This is a genomic window from Sphingomonas elodea ATCC 31461, assembly GCF_000226955.1.
GTDB lineage: Bacteria > Pseudomonadota > Alphaproteobacteria > Sphingomonadales > Sphingomonadaceae > Sphingomonas > Sphingomonas elodea.
Window position 1 is genome coordinate 27,410 of the sequence record NZ_AGFU01000003.1, and the last position, 17,588, is coordinate 44,997.

A 17,588-nucleotide genomic window follows, 5' to 3' on the forward strand; every position below is an offset into this window, starting at 1 on the left:
GATCGGGGACGGTCGGGGAAATGGCCCCACTTTTCCGGGACGACCCCCCGGCCGACTCCGGCCATGGTGCGGCGAGCGTGGTAAATATACCGCGATTTCAATATGGTGGTGGCTGGCCGTCGCGTGGCGCGCCCCGCCGTTCTCGGCCTGCCGACGGATGCGGAGAGGCGGTGGTAGCCGCGGCATTAAGCATTTTTCCGGAACGACTACCCCATTTGAAGGGGGTAAAACACGAACATAGCAAGACCATTCCATGAAAAACGGTCAACGGTGGCGATCAGTGGGGTGAAATCCCTGCCTGTCCCCAACTCTCCCGTTGTTTCCCCCGCTATATTGTGATTAAAAGGGCACACTAAAGGGGGGCACGAACCCTTTTCTCCCGAACATCGTCAGCTGGGCACGGTCCGCGTGATTCCGGCGGCGGGAGAGTCGTGCCCGGCTTGGGGTTTTGGCGTGGCAGACAGGGAGCTCTTCGAAGGATTTGCGCTCCAGGCGGTCGACCAGAAGGGTCGCGTCGCCATACCCGCCGACCTGCGCGCTGCTGCCGAGCGCAATTCCGACGTCCGCCAGATCGTGATCGGGGTCCATGCGGAGGATCCGTGCCTCTCCGCGCACGACACCGGCTGGTCGCGCACCAAATATGAGCGCATCGACCGGCTCGACCAGCAGGCGCTGGATCGCGGCGAACAGCCGAGCGTGCGCCCCAAGCGCCGCGCCTTCGGCCTGGTCGAAAAGGCGCCGTACGACGACAGTGGGCGGTTCGTGCTGCCGCCCTTCTTCCGCGCCAAGGCGAAGATCCAGAAATGGGCGTTCTTCGTCGGCAGCGGCGACACGTTCGACATCTGGGCGCCCGACGAGCTGCTCGCCAGCGAAACCGCCGATCCCGAACTCAAGGAAATCTGCCTGTACCTGATGCAGCAGAAGGGGGCGCTGTGACCGACGCGCCCCACATCCCCGTGCTGCTGGACGAGGTGCTGGACGCGCTGGCGATCCAGCCCGGCGAGACCCATGTCGACGGTACCTTCGGTGCCGGCGGCTATACGCGCGCCATGCTGGGTGCGGGCGCCAGCGTTGCGGCGTTCGACCGCGATCCGACCGCGATCGCGAACGGCGTGCGGCTGGTCGCGGAAAGCGCGGGGCAGTTCACCCTGATCCATGCGCCGTTCAGCAGCATGGCGCAGGAACTGGAAGCACGCGGCCTGGCGCCCGTCGACGGGGTGGTGCTCGATATCGGCGTCTCCTCGATGCAGCTCGACCAGGCCGAGCGCGGCTTCTCGTTCCAGCAGGACGGGCCGCTCGACATGCGCATGGCCGGTGAAGGGATGAGCGCGGCCGACTGGCTGAACAGCGCCGACGAGGGCGAGATCGCCGACATACTGTTCCACTATGGCGAGGAACCGCGCGCCCGCCGGGTGGCGAAGTTCATCGTGGAAGCGCGGCCGCTGACCCGCACCTCGGAGCTGGCGGCGGTGGTGCGCCGCGCGCTCGGCTATCGCCCGCACGACAAGAAGGATCCCGCGACGCGGACCTTCCAGGCGGTGCGCATCCACATCAACCGCGAGCTGGACGAGCTGACCGACGTGCTCGTCGCCGCCGAGCGCGTGCTGAAGCCCGGCGGGCGGCTGGTGGTGGTGACGTTCCACAGCCTGGAGGACCGGCTGGTCAAGCGCTTCTTCCGCGAACGCAGCGGCAGCACGCCGGCGGGTTCGCGGCATCGCCCGGCGGTGGGACCGCGGGCGGAACCGAGTTTTGAGACGCCCGCCAAGGCCGTGCGCCCTGGCGAGGCGGAGTTGGTGCGTAACCCGCGCGCCCGTTCGGCAACGCTGCGCGCGGCGCGGCGGACGGATGCGGCGCCGTGGGCTGGGGATGGAGTGGCGTAATGGCGGTCTATGGCTTCAGGGGGCTTGGCTGGTTCCTGTGCGTCGCGGTCGTGGCGCCGACCTGCTACATGGTGAATTCGCACGGTGCGGCCGAGCGCGCCAAGCTGAAGGCGACGCAGGTCGCCATCATCGAGGCGCAGAAGGACATTCGCGGCCTGGAAACCGAGTTCGACACCCGCGCCAACATGGCCCAGATCGAGCGGTGGAACGGCGACGTGCTGGCGATGAACGCGCCGCAGCCGCAGCAATATCTGGCGAGCGCGAGCGGCCTTGCTGCGCTCGACCAGCCGGTAACCGCGACCCCGGCGGCGGGCGGTGACGCCAGGGTGCAGACCGCGGCGCTGGTGATCCCCACTGGCACCCGGCCGGTGGAGACGGCGGCGGTAGCGACGCCGACCCCGACCCCGGCGGCACCGGTGAAGCCGGTCGCGACCGCATCGGCCGCGCCGGTGAAGGCGCCGGCGGCCAAGCCGTCGGTGTCGACCGTCGTCCGCGTCGCCGCGCGCGACAACAAGCCCGAGGAGGATCTGGGCAGGCTGATGCAGAAGGTCGACAAGGCACGGCTCGCCAAGCCCGATCGGTCGCTGCTGAGTGCGACCACGATCAGCGATCTGCGCCGGGTGGCGAAGCGCGAGCAGACCGCGAAGCAATGATCGTCGTCGTCGCCCCCCCGGCGCGGGCGCGCGGATCGGGCGGCGGGCGCGAGGCGCTCGTCGCCACCGCGCATCTGCGGCTGATGGTGCTCGCGCTGCTGTTCGGGGCGGGCATTCTCGCGATTCTGGGCAAGCTCGCCTTTCTTGCGCTCTCGGCCGGGCCGGCCAGCCCGCGCGACCTGACCAACGCGCTGGTGCCCGCGCGCGGCGATATCGTCGACCGCAACGGCACGCCGCTCGCGCGCAGCATCGACGCCTGGACGATCGCGATCCATCCCAACCAGGTGATCGGGGACAAGGCGGCCCTGGCGCAGAAGCTCGCCGAGCTGATCCCGGAGCGCAGCCAGGCGCAATATTATGCGCTGCTGAACAGCGGCGGCGGCTTCGCCTTCCTCAAGCGCCGGGCGCTGCCCGAACTGGTCAACCAGATGAACGCGCTGGGCGAGCCGGCGATCGAGTTCCAGCGCGAGACGGACCGGCTCTATCCCCAGTCGGACATGGCGGCGCATGTCCTCGGCTATCTCGACGACAAGGGCCATGGCGTCACCGGCATGGAAAAGGTGCTGGAGGCGCGGCTGACCGACCCGGCGCTGCGCGGCAAGCCGGTAACGCTGTCGCTCGACACGCGCGTCCAGGCGGCGCTGGAAAGCGAGCTGGGCCGCGCGATGGTGGACCTGCAGGCGCGTGGCGCGGCCGGCGTGGTGCTGGACGTGCATACCGGCGAAGTCGTCGCGATGACCTCGCTGCCGAGCTTCAACCCCAACCAGCTGGGCGGCCCGCCGCCGCGCAACAACGTGACGCAGAGCGTCTACGAGCTGGGCTCCACCTTCAAGCCGATCGCGGTGGCGGCGGCGATCGATTCGGGTACGATCACCTCGATGTCGCGGCGGTTCGACGCAACCGCGCCGATGAAGGTCGGCCGGTTCACCATCCATGACGATCCGGGCGACGAGCAGTTCCGCTGGCTCAACATCCCCGAGACCCTGATCTATTCCTCGAACATCGCCACCGCGCGCATCGCCGACGAACTGGGCGCGGAGAAGATGCAGGACGTGTTCCGCCGCCTCGGCTTCGATCAGCGGCCGAGCATCGAGATCGGCGCGGTGCGTCCGCTCTGGCCGGCGAACTGGGGGCGGATTACGGTGATGACCACCGCCTATGGCCACGGCATCGCGGTGACGCCGCTGCACCTGGCCGCCGCCTATGCGGCGATGGTCAATGGCGGCACCTGGCATCCGGCGACGCTGATGAAGGTGGATGCCGAGCATCCGGTGCAGGGCAAGCGCATCTTTCAGGAGGCGACCAGCTATCGGATGCGCCAGCTGCTGCGGCTGATCGTGCTGAAGGGCACCGGTCGCAAGGGCGAGGCACCCGGCTACCGCGTCGCGGGCAAGACCGGCACCGCGGAGGCCGCGAGCGAGGGCGGCTATGACAAGCATCGCAACGTCTCGACCTTCGCTTCTGCTTTTCCGATCGACGCGCCGCGCTATGTGGTGGTTGCCATGCTCGACTCGCCCAAGGCCAATGCCAATACGCCGCGCACCACCGCGGCCTGGACCGTCGCGCCGGTTGTCTCGCGGGTAATTTCGCGGACCGGCGCCCTTCTGGGCATTGCGCCCGACAATGCCCGCGACATCGACGAAAGCGGGCTGCTGCCGCTGGTCGATCGCTCGCCGGAGCCGGGAGCCGGAACCGAATGAGACTGGGACAACTGATCGGCACTGCGGACGACGCGGTCGTCACCGGATTCGCGATCGACCACCGCAAGGTGGCGCCGGGCACGATCTTCGGCGCGTTCGAGGGCGCGAAGGTGAACGGCGAGGACTTCATCCCTGCCGCGGTGAAGGCGGGGGCGATCGCGGTGGTGGCCCGGCCCGAGGCGAGGGTGGAAGGCGCGCTGCACATCGCCGACGCCAATCCGCGCCAGCGCTTCGCAGGACTCGCCGCGCGGTTCTTCGCGCCGTTTCCGACCACGACCGCGGCGGTGACCGGCACCAACGGCAAGACCTCCACCGTCGAGATGGTGCGCCAGCTGTGGCGGATGGCGGGCTTCCACGCCGCTTCGATCGGCACGCTCGGCGTGACCACGGCGGATGAGCGCGTCTCCACCGGCCTGACCACGCCCGACATCGTCACTTTCCTGTCGAACGTCGCCGGGCTGGCGCGCGAGGGCGTGACGCATGTGGCGTTCGAGGCTTCCTCGCACGGGCTGTCGCAATACCGCACCGAGGGGCTGCCGGTGCGCGCGGCAGCGTTCACCAATCTCAGCCGCGACCATCTCGACTATCATGGCGACATGGCGACCTATTTCACCGCCAAGATGCGCCTTTTCGCCGAAGTGCTGGCGGACGACGGCACGGCGGTAGTGTGGGCGGACGATCCGCACAGCCCGCAGGTCGAGGATCTGGCGCGGATGCGGGGCAACCGGCTGATCACGGTGGGCGAGCATGGCAAGACGCTGCGGCTGGTCGGCCGCACGCCCTCGCTGCTCGGCCAAACGCTGGAGATCGAGGCGGAGGACAAGGTCCATACCGTCAAGCTGCCGCTGATCGGCGCGTACCAGGCGGCGAACGCGCTGACCGCGGCGGGGCTGGTGATCGCGACCGGCGGCGATGTTGCCCAGACGCTTGCCGATTGCGCGCGGTTGCAGCCGGTACGCGGGCGGCTGGAGCGAGCGGTGATCGCCGCCAATGGCGCGCCGGTCTATGTCGACTATGCCCATACCCCCGATGCGCTGGAGGCGGCGATCGCGGCGCTGAAGCCGCATACCGAGGGCCGGCTGATCCTGGTGTTCGGCGCCGGCGGCGACCGCGATCCGGGCAAGCGCGAGCTGATGGGGCAGGTGGCCGCGTCGGGCGCCGACGTGGCGATCGTCACCGACGACAATCCGCGCACCGAGGACCCCGCCGAGATCCGCCGCGCGATCCTGAAGGGCGCACCGGAAGCGACCGAGATCGGCGACCGCCGCGCGGCCATCGCCGCCGCGATCGCGATGGCCGCGCCGCACGATATCGTGCTGGTCGCCGGCAAGGGGCATGAGCAGGGGCAGATCGTGGGCGAGATGGTGCTGCCGTTTGACGATGTATCGGTTGCACGGGAGTGTACGGCGTGACTTCCAAGCTTTGGACCTCGGACGAAATCGCCGCCGCCACGGACGGCACCGCCGCTGCGGACTTCGCCGTCTCCGGCGTCGCCTTCGACTCCCGTGAGGTCGGCCCGGGTGACCTGTTCCTCGCGCTGAAGGGCGAGAGCACCGACGGGCATCGGTTCCTAGATCAGGCGTTCGCGCAGGGCGCGGCGGGGGCGGTGGTTTCGGATGCGACGACGTATCCGAGCGTGCAGGTGGCCGACACCACCGACGCGCTCAACGCGCTGGGCGCCGCTTCCCGCCAGCGTTCGGCCGCGAAGATCATCGGCGTCACCGGCTCGGTCGGCAAGACCGGCACCAAGGAGGCGCTGTTCGCCGCGCTCGACCGGATCGATCCCGGCTGCGCGCACCGCTCGGTGAAGAGCTACAACAACCATACCGGCGTGCCGCTGAGCCTTGCCCGCATGCCCCGCGAGAGCTGTTTCGGCGTGTTCGAGATGGGCATGAACCATGCCGGCGAACTCGCGCAATTGACCCGGCTGGTGCGCCCGCATGTCGCGATCGTTACCGCCATCGCCCCCGCGCATCTCGGCTTTTTCGACAGCGTGGAAGGCATCGCGGACGCCAAGGGCGAGATATTCCAGGGCCTCGAGCCTGGCGGCACCGCGATCGTGCCGTTCGACAGCCCCTATCGGGAGCGGTTGCTCGATGCCGCGCGGCCCTATGCCAGCCGGATCGTGACCTTCGGTCTCGGCGAGGGCGCCGACTATCGCGCGGTCGAGACGATGCGTGCGCGGAGTGGCGGCACCTTCGTGATGGCGCGTTTCGGCGACCGGGAACTGAGCTTCACCATCTCCCAGCCGGGCGACCATTGGGTCTCCAACGCGATGGCGATCCTCGCCGCCGTCGACGCGGTGGGCGGCGATCTCGAAATCGCCGGCCTCGCGCTTGCTGAACTGGGTGGCCTCGCGGGGCGCGGCGCACGGATGACCGTGCCGGTGGGCGAGGGCACCGCGCTGGTGATCGACGAAAGCTATAACGCCAATCCCGGATCGATGCGCGCGACGCTGAAGGTGCTCGCCGCCGAAGCGGGTCGCAAGGTCGCCGTGCTCGGTGAGATGCGCGAACTGGGCACGCATTCGGATGCGCTCCATGCCGAGCTTGCCGATCCGATCGCGGAAGCCGGGGTGAGCCGAGCCATTTTGGTGGGCGAAGCGATGGCCCCGCTGGCCGCTGCGCTTGAGGGGCGGCTGGATTTCGTTCATGTGGCCGATGCCGCAGCTGCGAAGGCCGAGCTCGAATCGACGCTCGCGCCGGGCGATGCGGTTCTCATCAAAGGGTCGAACGGCGTGCGGCTGGCGACGATCGTCGCGGCGCTGGCGGAAAGGCAAACATGCTCTATCTGATCGCGGAGCAGCTGGGCTTCCCCGGCGTCCTCAATCTGTTCCGGTACCTGTCGTTCCGCACCGGCGGATCGGTGGCGACCGCGCTGCTGATCGGCCTGCTGATCGGGCCGAAGTTCATCGGCTGGCTGCGCCTGCGCCAGGGCAAGGGCCAGCCGATCCGCACCGACGGGCCGCAGAGCCACCTCGCCAAGCGCGGCACGCCGACGATGGGCGGGCTGATGATCCTGACCAGCCTGACGCTTTCGCTGCTGATCTGGATGGACCTGCGCAACGCCTATGTGTGGGCGTGCATGTTCGTGACGCTCGGTTTCGGCATGATCGGCTTCCTCGACGATTACGACAAGGTGCGGAAGCAGAAGACCGCGGGCGTCTCGGGCAAGGTGCGGCTGCTCGGCGAGTTCCTGATCGCCGGCATCGCCAGCGCGATCATCATTTTCGCCGAGGGCAATACCCAGCTCTACGTGCCTTTCTTCAGCTGGGTGCATCCCAATCTCGGCTATTTCTACATCGCCTTCGCGGCGTTCACGATCGTGGCGTTCGGCAATGCGGTGAACCTGACCGACGGGCTCGACGGGCTCGCGACGATGCCGGTGGTGATCGCGGGCATGGCGTTCATGCTGATCGCGTACCTCGCGGGCAACAAGATCTACGCGACCTATCTGGGCATCCCGCACGTGCCGGGGGCGGGCGACCTCGCCATCTTCTGCGGCGCGATGATCGGGGCGGGGCTGGCGTTCCTGTGGTTCAATGCGCCGCCGGCGGCGGTGTTCATGGGGGATACCGGCAGCCTGGCGCTGGGCGGGGCGATCGGCACCATCGCCGTCACCACCCACCATGAGCTGGTGCTGGGCATCATCGGCGGCCTGTTCGTGATGGAGGCGCTGAGCGTCATCATCCAGGTGTTCTTCTTCAAGCGCACCGGCAAGCGCGTGTTCCGCATGGCGCCGATCCACCACCATTTCGAACAGCTCGGCTGGTCGGAGCCGACGGTGGTGATCCGCTTCTGGATCATCGCCTTCGTGCTGGCGCTGGCCGGTCTCGCGACGCTCAAGCTGCGGTGATCACCAGCCCGGTCTGGCGCGGCAAACGCTTCGCGGTGCTCGGGCTTGCGCGCTCGGGCGCGGCGACGGTGCACGCGTTGCTGGCGAGCGGGGCGGAGGTGCTGGCGTGGGATTCGAACGAGGCGGCGCGGGAGTCGCTAGCTAAAGCCCCTCCCCTTCAGGGGAGGCGTTGGGGTGGGGGACTCTCCACCAGCGAGCCGGTGCGTGGATCGGCCATGCCCCACCCCAACCCCTCCCCTGAAGGGGAGGGGCTATTGGAGTTCGCCGACCCGCTCACTGCCGATCTCACCGGCTTCGCGGGCATGGTCGTCTCCCCCGGCGTGCCGCTGAACCGGCACCCGATCGCGCCGCATGCGCGCAGGGCGGGCGTGCCGCTGATCGGCGATATCGAGCTGTTCGCGCAAGCGCGCGCCGATCTGCCGGCGCACCGCGTGGTCGGCATCACCGGGACGAACGGCAAGTCGACCACCACCGCGCTGATCCACCACATCATCGAGACCGCGGGCATTCCGACGCGCCTCGGCGGCAATATCGGGCTGCCGATCCTCGGGCAGGAGCCGCTGCCGGAGGGCGGCGTCTATGTGCTGGAGCTGTCGAGCTACCAGATCGACCTGACCCAGAGCCTCGACTGCGATGTCGCGGTGCTGCTCAACATCACGCCGGACCATCTCGACCGCTATGACGGGTTCGAGGGCTATGCCGCGTCCAAGGCACGACTGTTCGCGATGCAGTCCAAGGGCCATGCCGCGATCATCGGCATCGGCGACGCCGCTTCGGCGACCATCGCCCGGCGGGTCGCGCTTTCCGGCCGCGCCGAGGACGTGACCAAGATCGCGCCGGGCGTGTGCATGGACCAATCGCGCTGGCCGGCGCTGCAGGGGCCGCACAACGCCCAGAACGCGCTCGCTGCCATCGCCGCGTGCGAGGCGCTCGGCATCGACCGCGCCGCGATCGACCGGGGGCTGGAGAGCTTCCCCGGCCTGCCGCACCGCATGGAACGGATCGCCACGCGGAACGGCGTGCTGTTCGTCAACGACAGCAAGGCGACCAACCCGGAATCGACCGCGCCTGCGCTCGCGGCTTATCCGCGCATCCACTGGATCCTCGGCGGCGTCGCCAAGACCGACAGCCTGGAGGCGTGCCGCCCAGGCTTCGGCCATGTCGTGCGCGCCTATACGATCGGCGAGGCGGGCCTGTTGTTCGCGGGTCTGCTGGAGGGCGAGATGCCCGTCGAGCAGTCCGGCACGCTGGAGGCAGCCGTCCGCGCCGCTGCGGCAAATGCCCGGCCGGGCGACGCCGTGCTGCTCTCCCCGGCCTGCGCTTCCTTCGACCAGTTCCGCGATTTCGAGGCGCGCGGCGATGCCTTCCGGGCCGCGGTGGAGGCGCTCGGGTGAGCCGCCAGCCGGGAGACGCGGACGAAAACAAGAGCGGCCGGCCGCGCATCTCCAACCAATTGAGCCGCGCCAGCAAATCCCGTGCGGGCATGTGGTTCTGGGAAGTGGACCGCGTGCTGCTGTTCCTGCCGCTGTTCCTGATCGCGATCGGGCTGGTGGCAGTCGCCGCAGCCTCGCCCGCCACCGCACGGCGCTACTCGGACGCGGCGCACATCGTGCCGCCGATGTACTATTTCTGGCGCCAGCTGATGTGGGTGTGCATCTGCGTGCCGGTGCTGGTGATCGTCTCGATGCTGCCGACCTCGGCGGCGCGGCGGCTGTCGCTTGCCGGCGCGGTGGTGTTCCTCGGGCTGATGATGCTGCTGCCGATCATCGGGCATGAGGTGAACGGCGCCAAGCGCTGGATCGGCCTGGGCATATCGGACCTGCAGCCGTCCGAGTTTCTCAAGCCCATGTTCATCGTCTCGACCGCGTGGATCCTGTCGTTTCGCGCCAAGGATCCCGAACTGCCGGTGATGATCGTCACCGGCGCGATCACCGCGCTGATCGCTGTGCTGCTGATGCTCCAGCCGGATTTCGGCCAGACCATTCTGTTCTCCACCATATGGGTGATCCTGCTGATGCTCTCGGGCATCTCGCCGGCCGCGATCGCCGGCTTGGGCGGCGTGGCTATCGGCGGCGTCGTCGCGGCCTATTTCTTCTACGGCACCGCCCGCACCCGCATCGACAATTTCCTGTTCCCGACCAAGGAAGCAGCGCTGGCCGATCGCTACCAGGTGGAGATGGCGCACGACACGCTGAGCGCCGGCGGGCTGTTCGGCGCGGGGCCGGGCAGCGGCCAGATCAAGTTCCGCCTGCCCGAGGCGCATACCGATTACATCTTCTCGGTGATCGGCGAGGAGTTCGGGCTGATCGCCTGCGCGGTGATCGTGCTGCTCTATCTCGCCATCGTCGTCCGCGTGCTGATGAAGCTGCTCGACGAGGAGGATCCGTTCCGCTTGCTCGCGGCGGCGGGCCTCGCTTCGCAGTTCGGCGTGCAGGCGCTGATCAACATGGCGGTGAACACCGGCATCGCGCCGTCCAAGGGCATGACGCTGCCGTTCATCAGCTATGGCGGCTCGTCGATGATCGCGCTTTCGATCGGCTATGGCCTGCTGCTCGCTTTCACGCGACGAAACCCGTATCTGAAGCGGTCTCCCTATACCGGCCGCTGGAGCAAAGCCGCATGACCGAACGCCGTACTTACGTCCTCGCCGCCGGTGGCACCGGCGGGCACATGGTGCCCGCGGCCGCGCTGGCGGTGGAGCTCGCACGGCGCGGGCATCAGGTGGCATTGGTCAGCGACGAACGCGGCGTGCGCTTTCCCGGGCTGTTCGAGGGCGTCGAGACGCATGTGCTGCCCGCCGGGCGGCTGGGCGGCGGGCCGCTGGGGTATCTCAAGGCGGCGCGGCAGATGCTGGCGGGCCGGGCGATGGCCGGCAAGCTCTACAAGCAGATGCGCCCCGCCGCGGTGATCGGCTTTGGCGGCTATCCCGCGTTTCCGGCGCTGGCGGCGGCGTTCAGCGCGCGCATCCCTACCGTGATCCACGAGCAGAATGCGGTGCTGGGCCGCGTGAACCGGCTGGTCGCGGGCCGGGTGGCGGCGATCGCCACCTCGTATGACAAGGTCGAGCGGATGAAGCCCGGCTGGGCGGCCAAGACCCACCTCACCGGCAACCCGGTGCGCGAGGCGGTGCTGGCACTGCGCGCCAAGCCCTATCCGATGCTGGAGGAAGACGGGCTGTTCCGCGTGCTGGTGACCGGCGGCAGCCAGGGCGCCTCGATCCTCAGCCAGGTGGTGCCGGACGGGCTCGCACTGCTGCCGGTGCATTTCAGGCGGCGGCTGCAGGTGACCCATCAGGCGCGCATCGAGGACATCGAGATGGTCCGTGCCAAATATCAGGAACACGAGATTCCGGCAGAGGTCGCGACCTATCTGCCCGACATGCCCGAGCGGCTGGCCTGGGCGCATCTGGTGATCGCGCGGGCAGGGGCCTCGACCATCGCCGAGCTGACCGCCGCCGGGCGTCCCGCGATCCTGGTGCCGCTGCCCAGCGCCACCGACGATCATCAGACGGCGAATGCGCGCGAGATCACCGAGGCGGGCGGCGCACGCACCATTCCGCAGCGCGCCTTCACCGCGCAGGAGCTCGCCAAGCAGATGCAGAAGCTGGGGCTCGACACCAAGGCACTGGAGAATGCGGCGGCGCGCGCCCGCGGCGTCGGCCGGCCCGATGCGGTGCGCGACCTGGCGGACCTCGTCGAATCGATCCATGCGCCGCGCGCCCCGGTGGGCAAGGTGCAGAAAGCCAACAAGAACGGAAGGCCAGCTTACGCATGAAGGGCGTCGCCACCGACATCGGTACCATTCACTTCGTCGGCATCGGCGGGATCGGCATGTCCGGCATTGCCGAGGTGATGCACAATCTCGGCTATCAGGTGCAGGGCTCGGACGTGGCGGACAGCTATGTCGTGCAGGGGCTGCGCGACCGGGGCATCCCGGTCACGATTGGCCATGCCGCCGAGAATCTGGGCGAGGCTGCCGTGGTGGTGGTCTCCACCGCGATCGTCCGCACCAACCCCGAGGTGGAAGCCGCCTATCAGAACCGCATCCCCGTGGTGCGCCGCGCCGAGATGCTCGCCGAGCTGATGCGCCTCAAGTCCACCGTCGCGGTGGCGGGCACGCACGGCAAGACGACGACGACCTCGATGGTCGCGGCGCTGCTCGATGCCGGCGGGGTGGACCCGACCGTGATCAACGGCGGGATCATCAACCAGTACGGCTCCAACGCGCGCCTTGGCGACAGCGAGTGGATGGTGGTCGAGGCCGATGAGAGCGACGGCAGCTTCCTGCGGCTCGACGGCACGATCGCGGTGGTCACCAACATCGATCCCGAGCATCTCGACCATTATGGCTCGTTCGAGAAGGTGAAGGCGGCCTTTGTCGAATTCGTCGAGAATGTGCCCTTCTACGGCGCGGCGCTGCTCTGCCTCGATCACCCGGAAGTGCAGGCGATCATCCCGCGCGTCCGCGACCGGCGGATCGTGACCTATGGCTTCGCCGCCAGCGCCGATGTGCGCGGGGTGAACGTCACCCCGCATGCCGGGGGCAATCGGTTCGAGGCGATCATCCGCAATCGCGACGGCTCGACCCGCTCGATCGAGAATATCGAGCTGCCGATGCCCGGCCGCCACAATGTCCAGAACGCGCTGGCGGCGATCGGCGTGGCGCTCGAACTCGGCATTCCGGACGCGACGATCCAGCAGGGTTTCGCCAAGTTCGGCGGGGTCAAGCGGCGCTTCACCAAGGTGGGCGAAGTCGCGGGTGCTTCGATCATCGACGATTACGGCCACCACCCGGTGGAAATTCGCGCGGTGCTGGCGGCAGCGCGTGAGAGCACGCGCGGCCGGGTGATCGCGGTGGTGCAGCCGCACCGCTATTCGCGGCTGGGTAATCTGATGGACGAGTTTGCCCAGGCGTTCAACGATGCGGACATGGTGTATGTCGCCCCCGTTTATCCGGCGGGCGAGGCGCCGATCGAGGGCGTCCATGCCGATGCGCTGGTCGAGCAGATCTCGCATCGCGGGCACCGGGCGGTGGCGTCGACCACGGATGCGACGGCACTGGCAACCGCGCTCGGCGGCGTGGTGCGCGAGGGCGACATGGTGGTGTGCCTCGGCGCGGGTGACATCACGAAGTGGGCGGCGGGCCTGGCGCCCGCGATCGCGGCTGCGCGGGGGGATGCGTGAGCGACGCGGTTCTTCTTAAGCCCCTCCCCTTCAGGCGTGCTGGGTCGGCTCTGCCCCCGGCAGAGCCTGAACAGCGCGGGGCGCTGTTCACCCAGCACGGGGTTGGGGTGGGGGACTCCGCCACGCGCGGAGGACTCGCGGATCGATCATGCCCCACCCCCAACCCCTCCCCTGAAGGGGAGGGGCTTTGATGTCGGACATGCCCCCCGTTCGCGGCAAACTTACGCCGAACGCTCCGCTTGCGCCGCTGGTGTGGTTCAAGAGCGGCGGTGCGGCGGAGTGGCTGTTCGAGCCCGCCGATGCCGACGACCTAGCCGCCTTCCTCGCCGCGCTCGATCCCGCCACCCCGGTAATGGGCCTCGGCCTCGGCTCGAACATGATCGTCCGCGACGGCGGGGTGCCGGGCGTGGTGATCCGCCTCGGCAAGGCCTTCGCCGCGGTCGAGCAGCTCGACGATACTACCCTGCGCTGTGGCGGCGGCGCCTCGGGCATCCTCGTCTCCTCCAAGGCGCGGGACTGGGGTATCGGCGGCATCGAGTTCCTGCGCTCGATCCCCGGCACGGTCGGCGGCTTCGTGCGGATGAACGGCGGCGCTTATGGCCGCGAGACCTGCGACATTCTGGTCGACTGCGAGGTCGTGCTCCGCTCGGGCGAGCGGCGCGTGCTGGCCAATGCCGATCTCGGCTATACCTATCGACACAGCAGCCTGCCCGAGGGTGCGATCGTGGTCAGCGCCACCTTTCGCGGCTTCCCCAAGGCCTCGGAGGACATTCAGGCCGAGATGGACCGCATCGCCGCCGCGCGCGAGGAATCGCAGCCGCTGCGCTCGAAGACCGGCGGCTCGACCTTCAAGAACCCGGAAGGGCACAAGGCCTGGGCGCTGGTCGATGCGGCCGGCTGCCGGGGCCTGCGCCGCGGCGACGCGCAGGTGAGCGAGAAGCATTGCAACTTCCTCCTCAACCTGGGCGAGGCGACCAGCGCCGATATCGAGGCACTGGGCGAGGATGTCCGCGCGCGGGTCAAGGCGCAGTCGGGCGTGGAACTGGAATGGGAAATTCAGCGAGTGGGTATTGCGCGGCATGACTGAACCTCTTCACATCGCCGTGCTGATGGGCGGCTGGTCGGCCGAGCGCGAGGTGTCGCTGATGTCGGGGAACGGCGTCGCGGATGCGCTGGAGAGCCTCGGACACCGCGTTACCCGGATCGACATGGACCGGAACCTCGCCGCGCGCCTCGCCGAGGCCAAGCCGGACGTGGTGTTCAACGCGCTCCACGGCACGCCGGGCGAGGATGGCAGCGTGCAGGGCATGCTCGACCTGATGGGCATCCGCTACACCCACTCCGGCATGGTCACCTCGGTCATCGCGATCGACAAACAGCTGACCAAGCAGGCGCTGGTGCCGCACGGCATCCCGATGCCCGGCGGGCGGATGGTGTCGCGCGAGGAGCTGTACCGGCAGGACCCGCTGCCCCGTCCTTATGTGCTCAAGCCGGTCAACGAAGGCTCGTCGGTGGGCGTGGCGATCGTCACCGCCGAGAGCAATGTCGGCAACCCGATCGACCCGCAGGCGCGCGGCCCCTGGCAGGAATTCGACGAACTGCTCGCCGAGCCGTTCATCCGCGGGCGCGAGCTGACCACCGCGGTGCTGGGCGACCAGGCGCTGGGCGTGACCGAATTGAAGCCCAAAAGCGGCTTCTACGACTATGAGTCCAAATACACCGACGGCCTGACCGAGCATGTCTTCCCGGCGCAGATCCCCGACGATGTGGCGGAAGCCTGCAAGCGGATCGCGCTCGACGCGCACCGGCTGCTCGGCTGCAAGGGCGCCTCGCGTGCCGATTTCCGCTGGGACGACACGCAAGGCGTCGACGGGCTGTTTCTGCTCGAGGTCAACACCCAGCCCGGCATGACCCCGCTCAGCCTGGTGCCCGAACAGGCGCGCCATCTCGGCATCGACTATGCTAGTCTGGTCCAACGGATCGTCGAGGAGGCATTGTGAGCCGCAGGCCCGCCCAAGCGCAGCGCGCGACCACCCGGCGCGGCGAGAAGCCGAAGCCGCGCGGTACCGCGCGCCGGCCGCAGCGGGCGGGCGTGCTCGACCAGGCGATCGCAGGCATCCCGCTCAGCCCGGAGACGCTGCACAAGCTCACGACGTGGAGCATCGTCGGCACGGTCGGCGCGGTGGTGCTGACGATCGGCATTCTCGCCGGTGTGCCGCAGATGATCGGGATCGGCTTCGCGCAGGCGGTCGGCGATGCCGGCCTCAAGGTGGACGAAATCCAGATCGACGGATTGAAGCGGATGGATCGCGCGACCGTCTATGACCAGGTCCTCGACCAGAATTCGCGGGCGATGCCGCTGGTCGATCTGGCCGAGGTCCGCGCCAAGCTGCTGACCTTCCCCTGGGTGAAGGATGCCCGCGTCTCGCGCCGGCTGCCCTCGACGCTGCACATCGCGATCGAGGAACGCGCCCCCGCCGCGGTCTGGCAGAACCATGGTCAGCTGATGCTGATCGACCCCACGGGTGTCGCGCTGGAGCCTGTCTCGCCCGAGGCGATGCCCGATCTGCCGCTGCTGATCGGTGAGGGCGCCAACACGCAGGAGGCTGCGCGCAAGCATCTACTGGAGACGCAGCCGAGCCTCAAGCCGCTGGTCAAGGCGATGAGCTGGGTCGGCAATCGCCGCTGGGACGTGTATTTCACCTCGGGCGAGAAGCTGCAGCTGCCGGAAGGCGAGGACGAAGCGGTCGGGGCGCTCCGCAAGTTCGTATCGATCGACGCGACACAGCGCCTGCTCGGCCGCGGCTATGTCGGATTTGACATGCGCGTCGCAAACAAGTTGGTTGTGCGCAGGCAGGGCGTGGTCGAGCCGCCGCCGCCGGTTTCCACGGCGCCGGCAGCGCCGAGCGTTCCGACGACGACAACGCCCACAACGACGCCGCCGGCGGGTACCGGCACGGGGGAAGGCTGATGGCTAAGGTAGCACCCGAGGGGTTGATCACCGCGCTCGACGTGGGATCGTCGAAGGTCTCGGCGCTGATCGCGCAGCGCACGGACGAGGGCAATCTGATCGTGCTCGGCACCGGTCAGCGCGAGAGCCGCGGCGTGAAGCGCGGCTATGTCGCCGACATGCACGCTACCGAAATCGCGATCCGCGAGGCGGTGGAGCAGGCCGAGCGGATCGCTGGGTTCAACATCGAGGATGTCTGGGTCAGCTTCTCGGCGGGCGGGCTGGTCTCCAGCGTGGTCAAGGTCGAGGCGGATCTGGGCGGTCACCGCGTCGAGCAGGCGGACATTGACGATCTGCTGAAGGCTGGGCGCGGCGCGATCGATCCGCAGGGCCGGATGGTGCTGCACGCGCAGCCGACGCGCTACACGGTGGACGGGCTGGGCGGCGTCAAGCGGCCGCTGGGGCTGCATGCCGATCGGCTGGGCGTCGACGTGCACGTCGTCACCACCGAGGGCTCGCCGGTGCGCAACCTCGACCTGTGCGTTCGCTCGGCGCATTTGGAGGTCCGCTCGATCATCGCGGCGCCGGTGGCGACCGGGCTGGCCTGCCTCACCGAGGAAGAACGCGAGCTGGGCGTTGCGCTGGTCGAGATCGGCGCGGGCGTGACCAACGTGTCCGTTTTCGCGCAAGGCGTGCTGGCCGGGCTGGCGTCGATCCCGATGGGGTCTGCCGACATTACCGACGACATCGCCGCCGCCTTCGGCACCGCGCGCGCCTGGGCGGAGCGGACCAAATGCTTCCACGGCTCGGCCAATCTTTCCCCGCGCGACAATCGCGAGACGATCGACGTGGTGCCGGCCACCACCGAGGAGGGACTGGAAGGGCCGCGGATCACCAAGGCCGCGCTCAACACCGTGATCCGCCAGCGGCTGGAGCGGCTGATCGCGGAAATCAGCAAGGAGCTGAAGAAGCTCAACTTCCAGGACCCGGTGGGGCGCCAGATCGTACTGACCGGCGGCGGCGCCGAACTGGCGGGGATCGCCGATTACGCGCAGCAGGCGCTGGGCAATGCGGTGCGCGTGGGGCGGCCGCGCGGGCTGCTCGCGATGCCCACCGCGCATGCCGGCCCGGCCTTTTCGACGCTGGCGGGACTCACCCAGTTCGCCGCGGCGGACCCGATCGACCTGCGCACGCTGGAGCCCAGCCGGCACCAACTCGTCACGCGGGCGAGCCCGGGCGCACTGTTCCAGCGGTTGATCGCTGCGTTCCGGGCGAATTATTAAGGAAAAGCGTCCGGCGGGGTGATACTCACTAGAGTCGTCGCTTCGGTTCGTGCATCACAGATTATCAGGCGGTGCAGCGTCGAG

15 protein-coding genes are annotated in these 17,588 nt (G+C 68.7%); all 15 read left to right on the forward strand.

The window, feature by feature from the left end; translation table 11 throughout:
* Nucleotides 1–453 precede the first annotated feature (453 nt).
* The 15 genes from KK7_RS22240 (at nucleotide 454) to ftsA (ending at nucleotide 17,504) form a co-directional block, all read left to right on the forward strand.
* The gene (locus KK7_RS22240; protein WP_010542853.1) at nucleotides 454–936 is read left to right on the forward strand and encodes a division/cell wall cluster transcriptional repressor MraZ; all 483 of its coding nucleotides are present in this window, start codon (nucleotides 454–456) and stop codon (nucleotides 934–936) included.
* Nucleotides 933–1,880: a 16S rRNA (cytosine(1402)-N(4))-methyltransferase RsmH gene (gene rsmH, locus KK7_RS0101360; protein WP_010542854.1), complete on the forward strand. Its 948-nt coding sequence runs from the start codon at nucleotides 933–935 to the stop codon at nucleotides 1,878–1,880. Before KK7_RS22240 ends, rsmH begins: the two co-directional genes overlap by 4 nt.
* Complete coding sequence (locus KK7_RS0101365) at nucleotides 1,880–2,533, forward strand: hypothetical protein (RefSeq protein ID WP_010542855.1); 654 nt, start codon at nucleotides 1,880–1,882, stop codon at nucleotides 2,531–2,533. Before rsmH ends, KK7_RS0101365 begins: the two co-directional genes overlap by 1 nt.
* Complete coding sequence (locus KK7_RS0101370) at nucleotides 2,530–4,233, forward strand: peptidoglycan D,D-transpeptidase FtsI family protein (protein WP_010542856.1); 1,704 nt, start codon at nucleotides 2,530–2,532, stop codon at nucleotides 4,231–4,233. The genes KK7_RS0101365 and KK7_RS0101370 overlap by 4 nt, the downstream gene beginning before the upstream one ends.
* Nucleotides 4,230–5,645 carry a UDP-N-acetylmuramoyl-L-alanyl-D-glutamate--2,6-diaminopimelate ligase gene (locus KK7_RS0101375; protein ID WP_010542857.1) on the forward strand — a complete coding sequence of 472 codons (1,416 nt, stop codon included), beginning with the start codon at nucleotides 4,230–4,232 and terminating at the stop codon, nucleotides 5,643–5,645. Before KK7_RS0101370 ends, KK7_RS0101375 begins: the two co-directional genes overlap by 4 nt.
* Entirely contained in the window at nucleotides 5,642–7,027 is a 1,386-nt protein-coding gene (locus tag KK7_RS0101380) for a UDP-N-acetylmuramoyl-tripeptide--D-alanyl-D-alanine ligase (RefSeq protein WP_010542858.1), read from the forward strand. The genes KK7_RS0101375 and KK7_RS0101380 overlap by 4 nt, the downstream gene beginning before the upstream one ends.
* On the forward strand, nucleotides 7,015–8,088 hold the full coding sequence (gene mraY, locus KK7_RS0101385; protein ID WP_010542859.1) for a phospho-N-acetylmuramoyl-pentapeptide-transferase: 1,074 nt from the start codon (nucleotides 7,015–7,017) through the stop codon (nucleotides 8,086–8,088). The genes KK7_RS0101380 and mraY overlap by 13 nt, the downstream gene beginning before the upstream one ends.
* Entirely contained in the window at nucleotides 8,085–9,482 is a 1,398-nt protein-coding gene (murD, locus tag KK7_RS0101390; RefSeq protein WP_029622602.1) for a UDP-N-acetylmuramoyl-L-alanine--D-glutamate ligase, read from the forward strand. Before mraY ends, murD begins: the two co-directional genes overlap by 4 nt.
* On the forward strand, nucleotides 9,479–10,711 hold the full coding sequence (locus KK7_RS0101395; RefSeq protein ID WP_010542861.1) for an FtsW/RodA/SpoVE family cell cycle protein: 1,233 nt from the start codon (nucleotides 9,479–9,481) through the stop codon (nucleotides 10,709–10,711). Before murD ends, KK7_RS0101395 begins: the two co-directional genes overlap by 4 nt.
* Entirely contained in the window at nucleotides 10,708–11,862 is a 1,155-nt protein-coding gene (murG, locus tag KK7_RS0101400; RefSeq protein ID WP_010542862.1) for an undecaprenyldiphospho-muramoylpentapeptide beta-N-acetylglucosaminyltransferase, read from the forward strand. Before KK7_RS0101395 ends, murG begins: the two co-directional genes overlap by 4 nt.
* Nucleotides 11,859–13,271 carry a UDP-N-acetylmuramate--L-alanine ligase gene (murC, locus tag KK7_RS0101405; protein WP_010542863.1) on the forward strand — a complete coding sequence of 471 codons (1,413 nt, stop codon included), beginning with the start codon at nucleotides 11,859–11,861 and terminating at the stop codon, nucleotides 13,269–13,271. The genes murG and murC overlap by 4 nt, the downstream gene beginning before the upstream one ends.
* A 190-nt stretch (nucleotides 13,272–13,461) precedes the next feature.
* Entirely contained in the window at nucleotides 13,462–14,358 is an 897-nt protein-coding gene (gene murB / locus KK7_RS0101410; protein WP_010542864.1) for a UDP-N-acetylmuramate dehydrogenase, read from the forward strand.
* Nucleotides 14,351–15,271 (forward strand): D-alanine--D-alanine ligase, encoded by a 921-nt coding sequence (locus tag KK7_RS0101415; protein WP_010542865.1) that lies wholly within the window; start codon nucleotides 14,351–14,353, stop codon nucleotides 15,269–15,271. Before murB ends, KK7_RS0101415 begins: the two co-directional genes overlap by 8 nt.
* A complete protein-coding gene (locus tag KK7_RS0101420; RefSeq protein ID WP_010542866.1) occupies nucleotides 15,268–16,242 on the forward strand; it encodes a cell division protein FtsQ/DivIB in 975 nt (324 codons plus the stop codon). Before KK7_RS0101415 ends, KK7_RS0101420 begins: the two co-directional genes overlap by 4 nt.
* The gene (ftsA, locus tag KK7_RS0101425; protein WP_010542867.1) at nucleotides 16,242–17,504 is read left to right on the forward strand and encodes a cell division protein FtsA; all 1,263 of its coding nucleotides are present in this window, start codon (nucleotides 16,242–16,244) and stop codon (nucleotides 17,502–17,504) included. Before KK7_RS0101420 ends, ftsA begins: the two co-directional genes overlap by 1 nt.
* The last annotated feature ends 84 nt before the right edge of the window (nucleotides 17,505–17,588 follow it).

What these genes read in the sequence shown, in the direction of transcription:
- KK7_RS0101365 (WP_010542855.1), top strand. Translation starts at nt 1,880, where the DNA reads ATGGCGGTCTATGGCTTCAGGGGGCTTGGCTGGTTCCTGTGCGTCGCG.
- KK7_RS0101370 (WP_010542856.1), top strand. Translation starts at nt 2,530, where the DNA reads ATGATCGTCGTCGTCGCCCCCCCGGCGCGGGCGCGCGGATCGGGCGGC.
- KK7_RS0101375 (WP_010542857.1), top strand. Translation starts at nt 4,230, where the DNA reads ATGAGACTGGGACAACTGATCGGCACTGCGGACGACGCGGTCGTCACC.
- mraY (WP_010542859.1), top strand. Translation starts at nt 7,015, where the DNA reads ATGCTCTATCTGATCGCGGAGCAGCTGGGCTTCCCCGGCGTCCTCAAT.
- murG (WP_010542862.1), top strand. Translation starts at nt 10,708, where the DNA reads ATGACCGAACGCCGTACTTACGTCCTCGCCGCCGGTGGCACCGGCGGG.
- murC (WP_010542863.1), top strand. Translation starts at nt 11,859, where the DNA reads ATGAAGGGCGTCGCCACCGACATCGGTACCATTCACTTCGTCGGCATC.
- murB (WP_010542864.1), top strand. Translation starts at nt 13,462, where the DNA reads ATGTCGGACATGCCCCCCGTTCGCGGCAAACTTACGCCGAACGCTCCG.
- KK7_RS0101415 (WP_010542865.1), top strand. Translation starts at nt 14,351, where the DNA reads ATGACTGAACCTCTTCACATCGCCGTGCTGATGGGCGGCTGGTCGGCC.
- ftsA (WP_010542867.1), top strand. Translation starts at nt 16,242, where the DNA reads ATGGCTAAGGTAGCACCCGAGGGGTTGATCACCGCGCTCGACGTGGGA.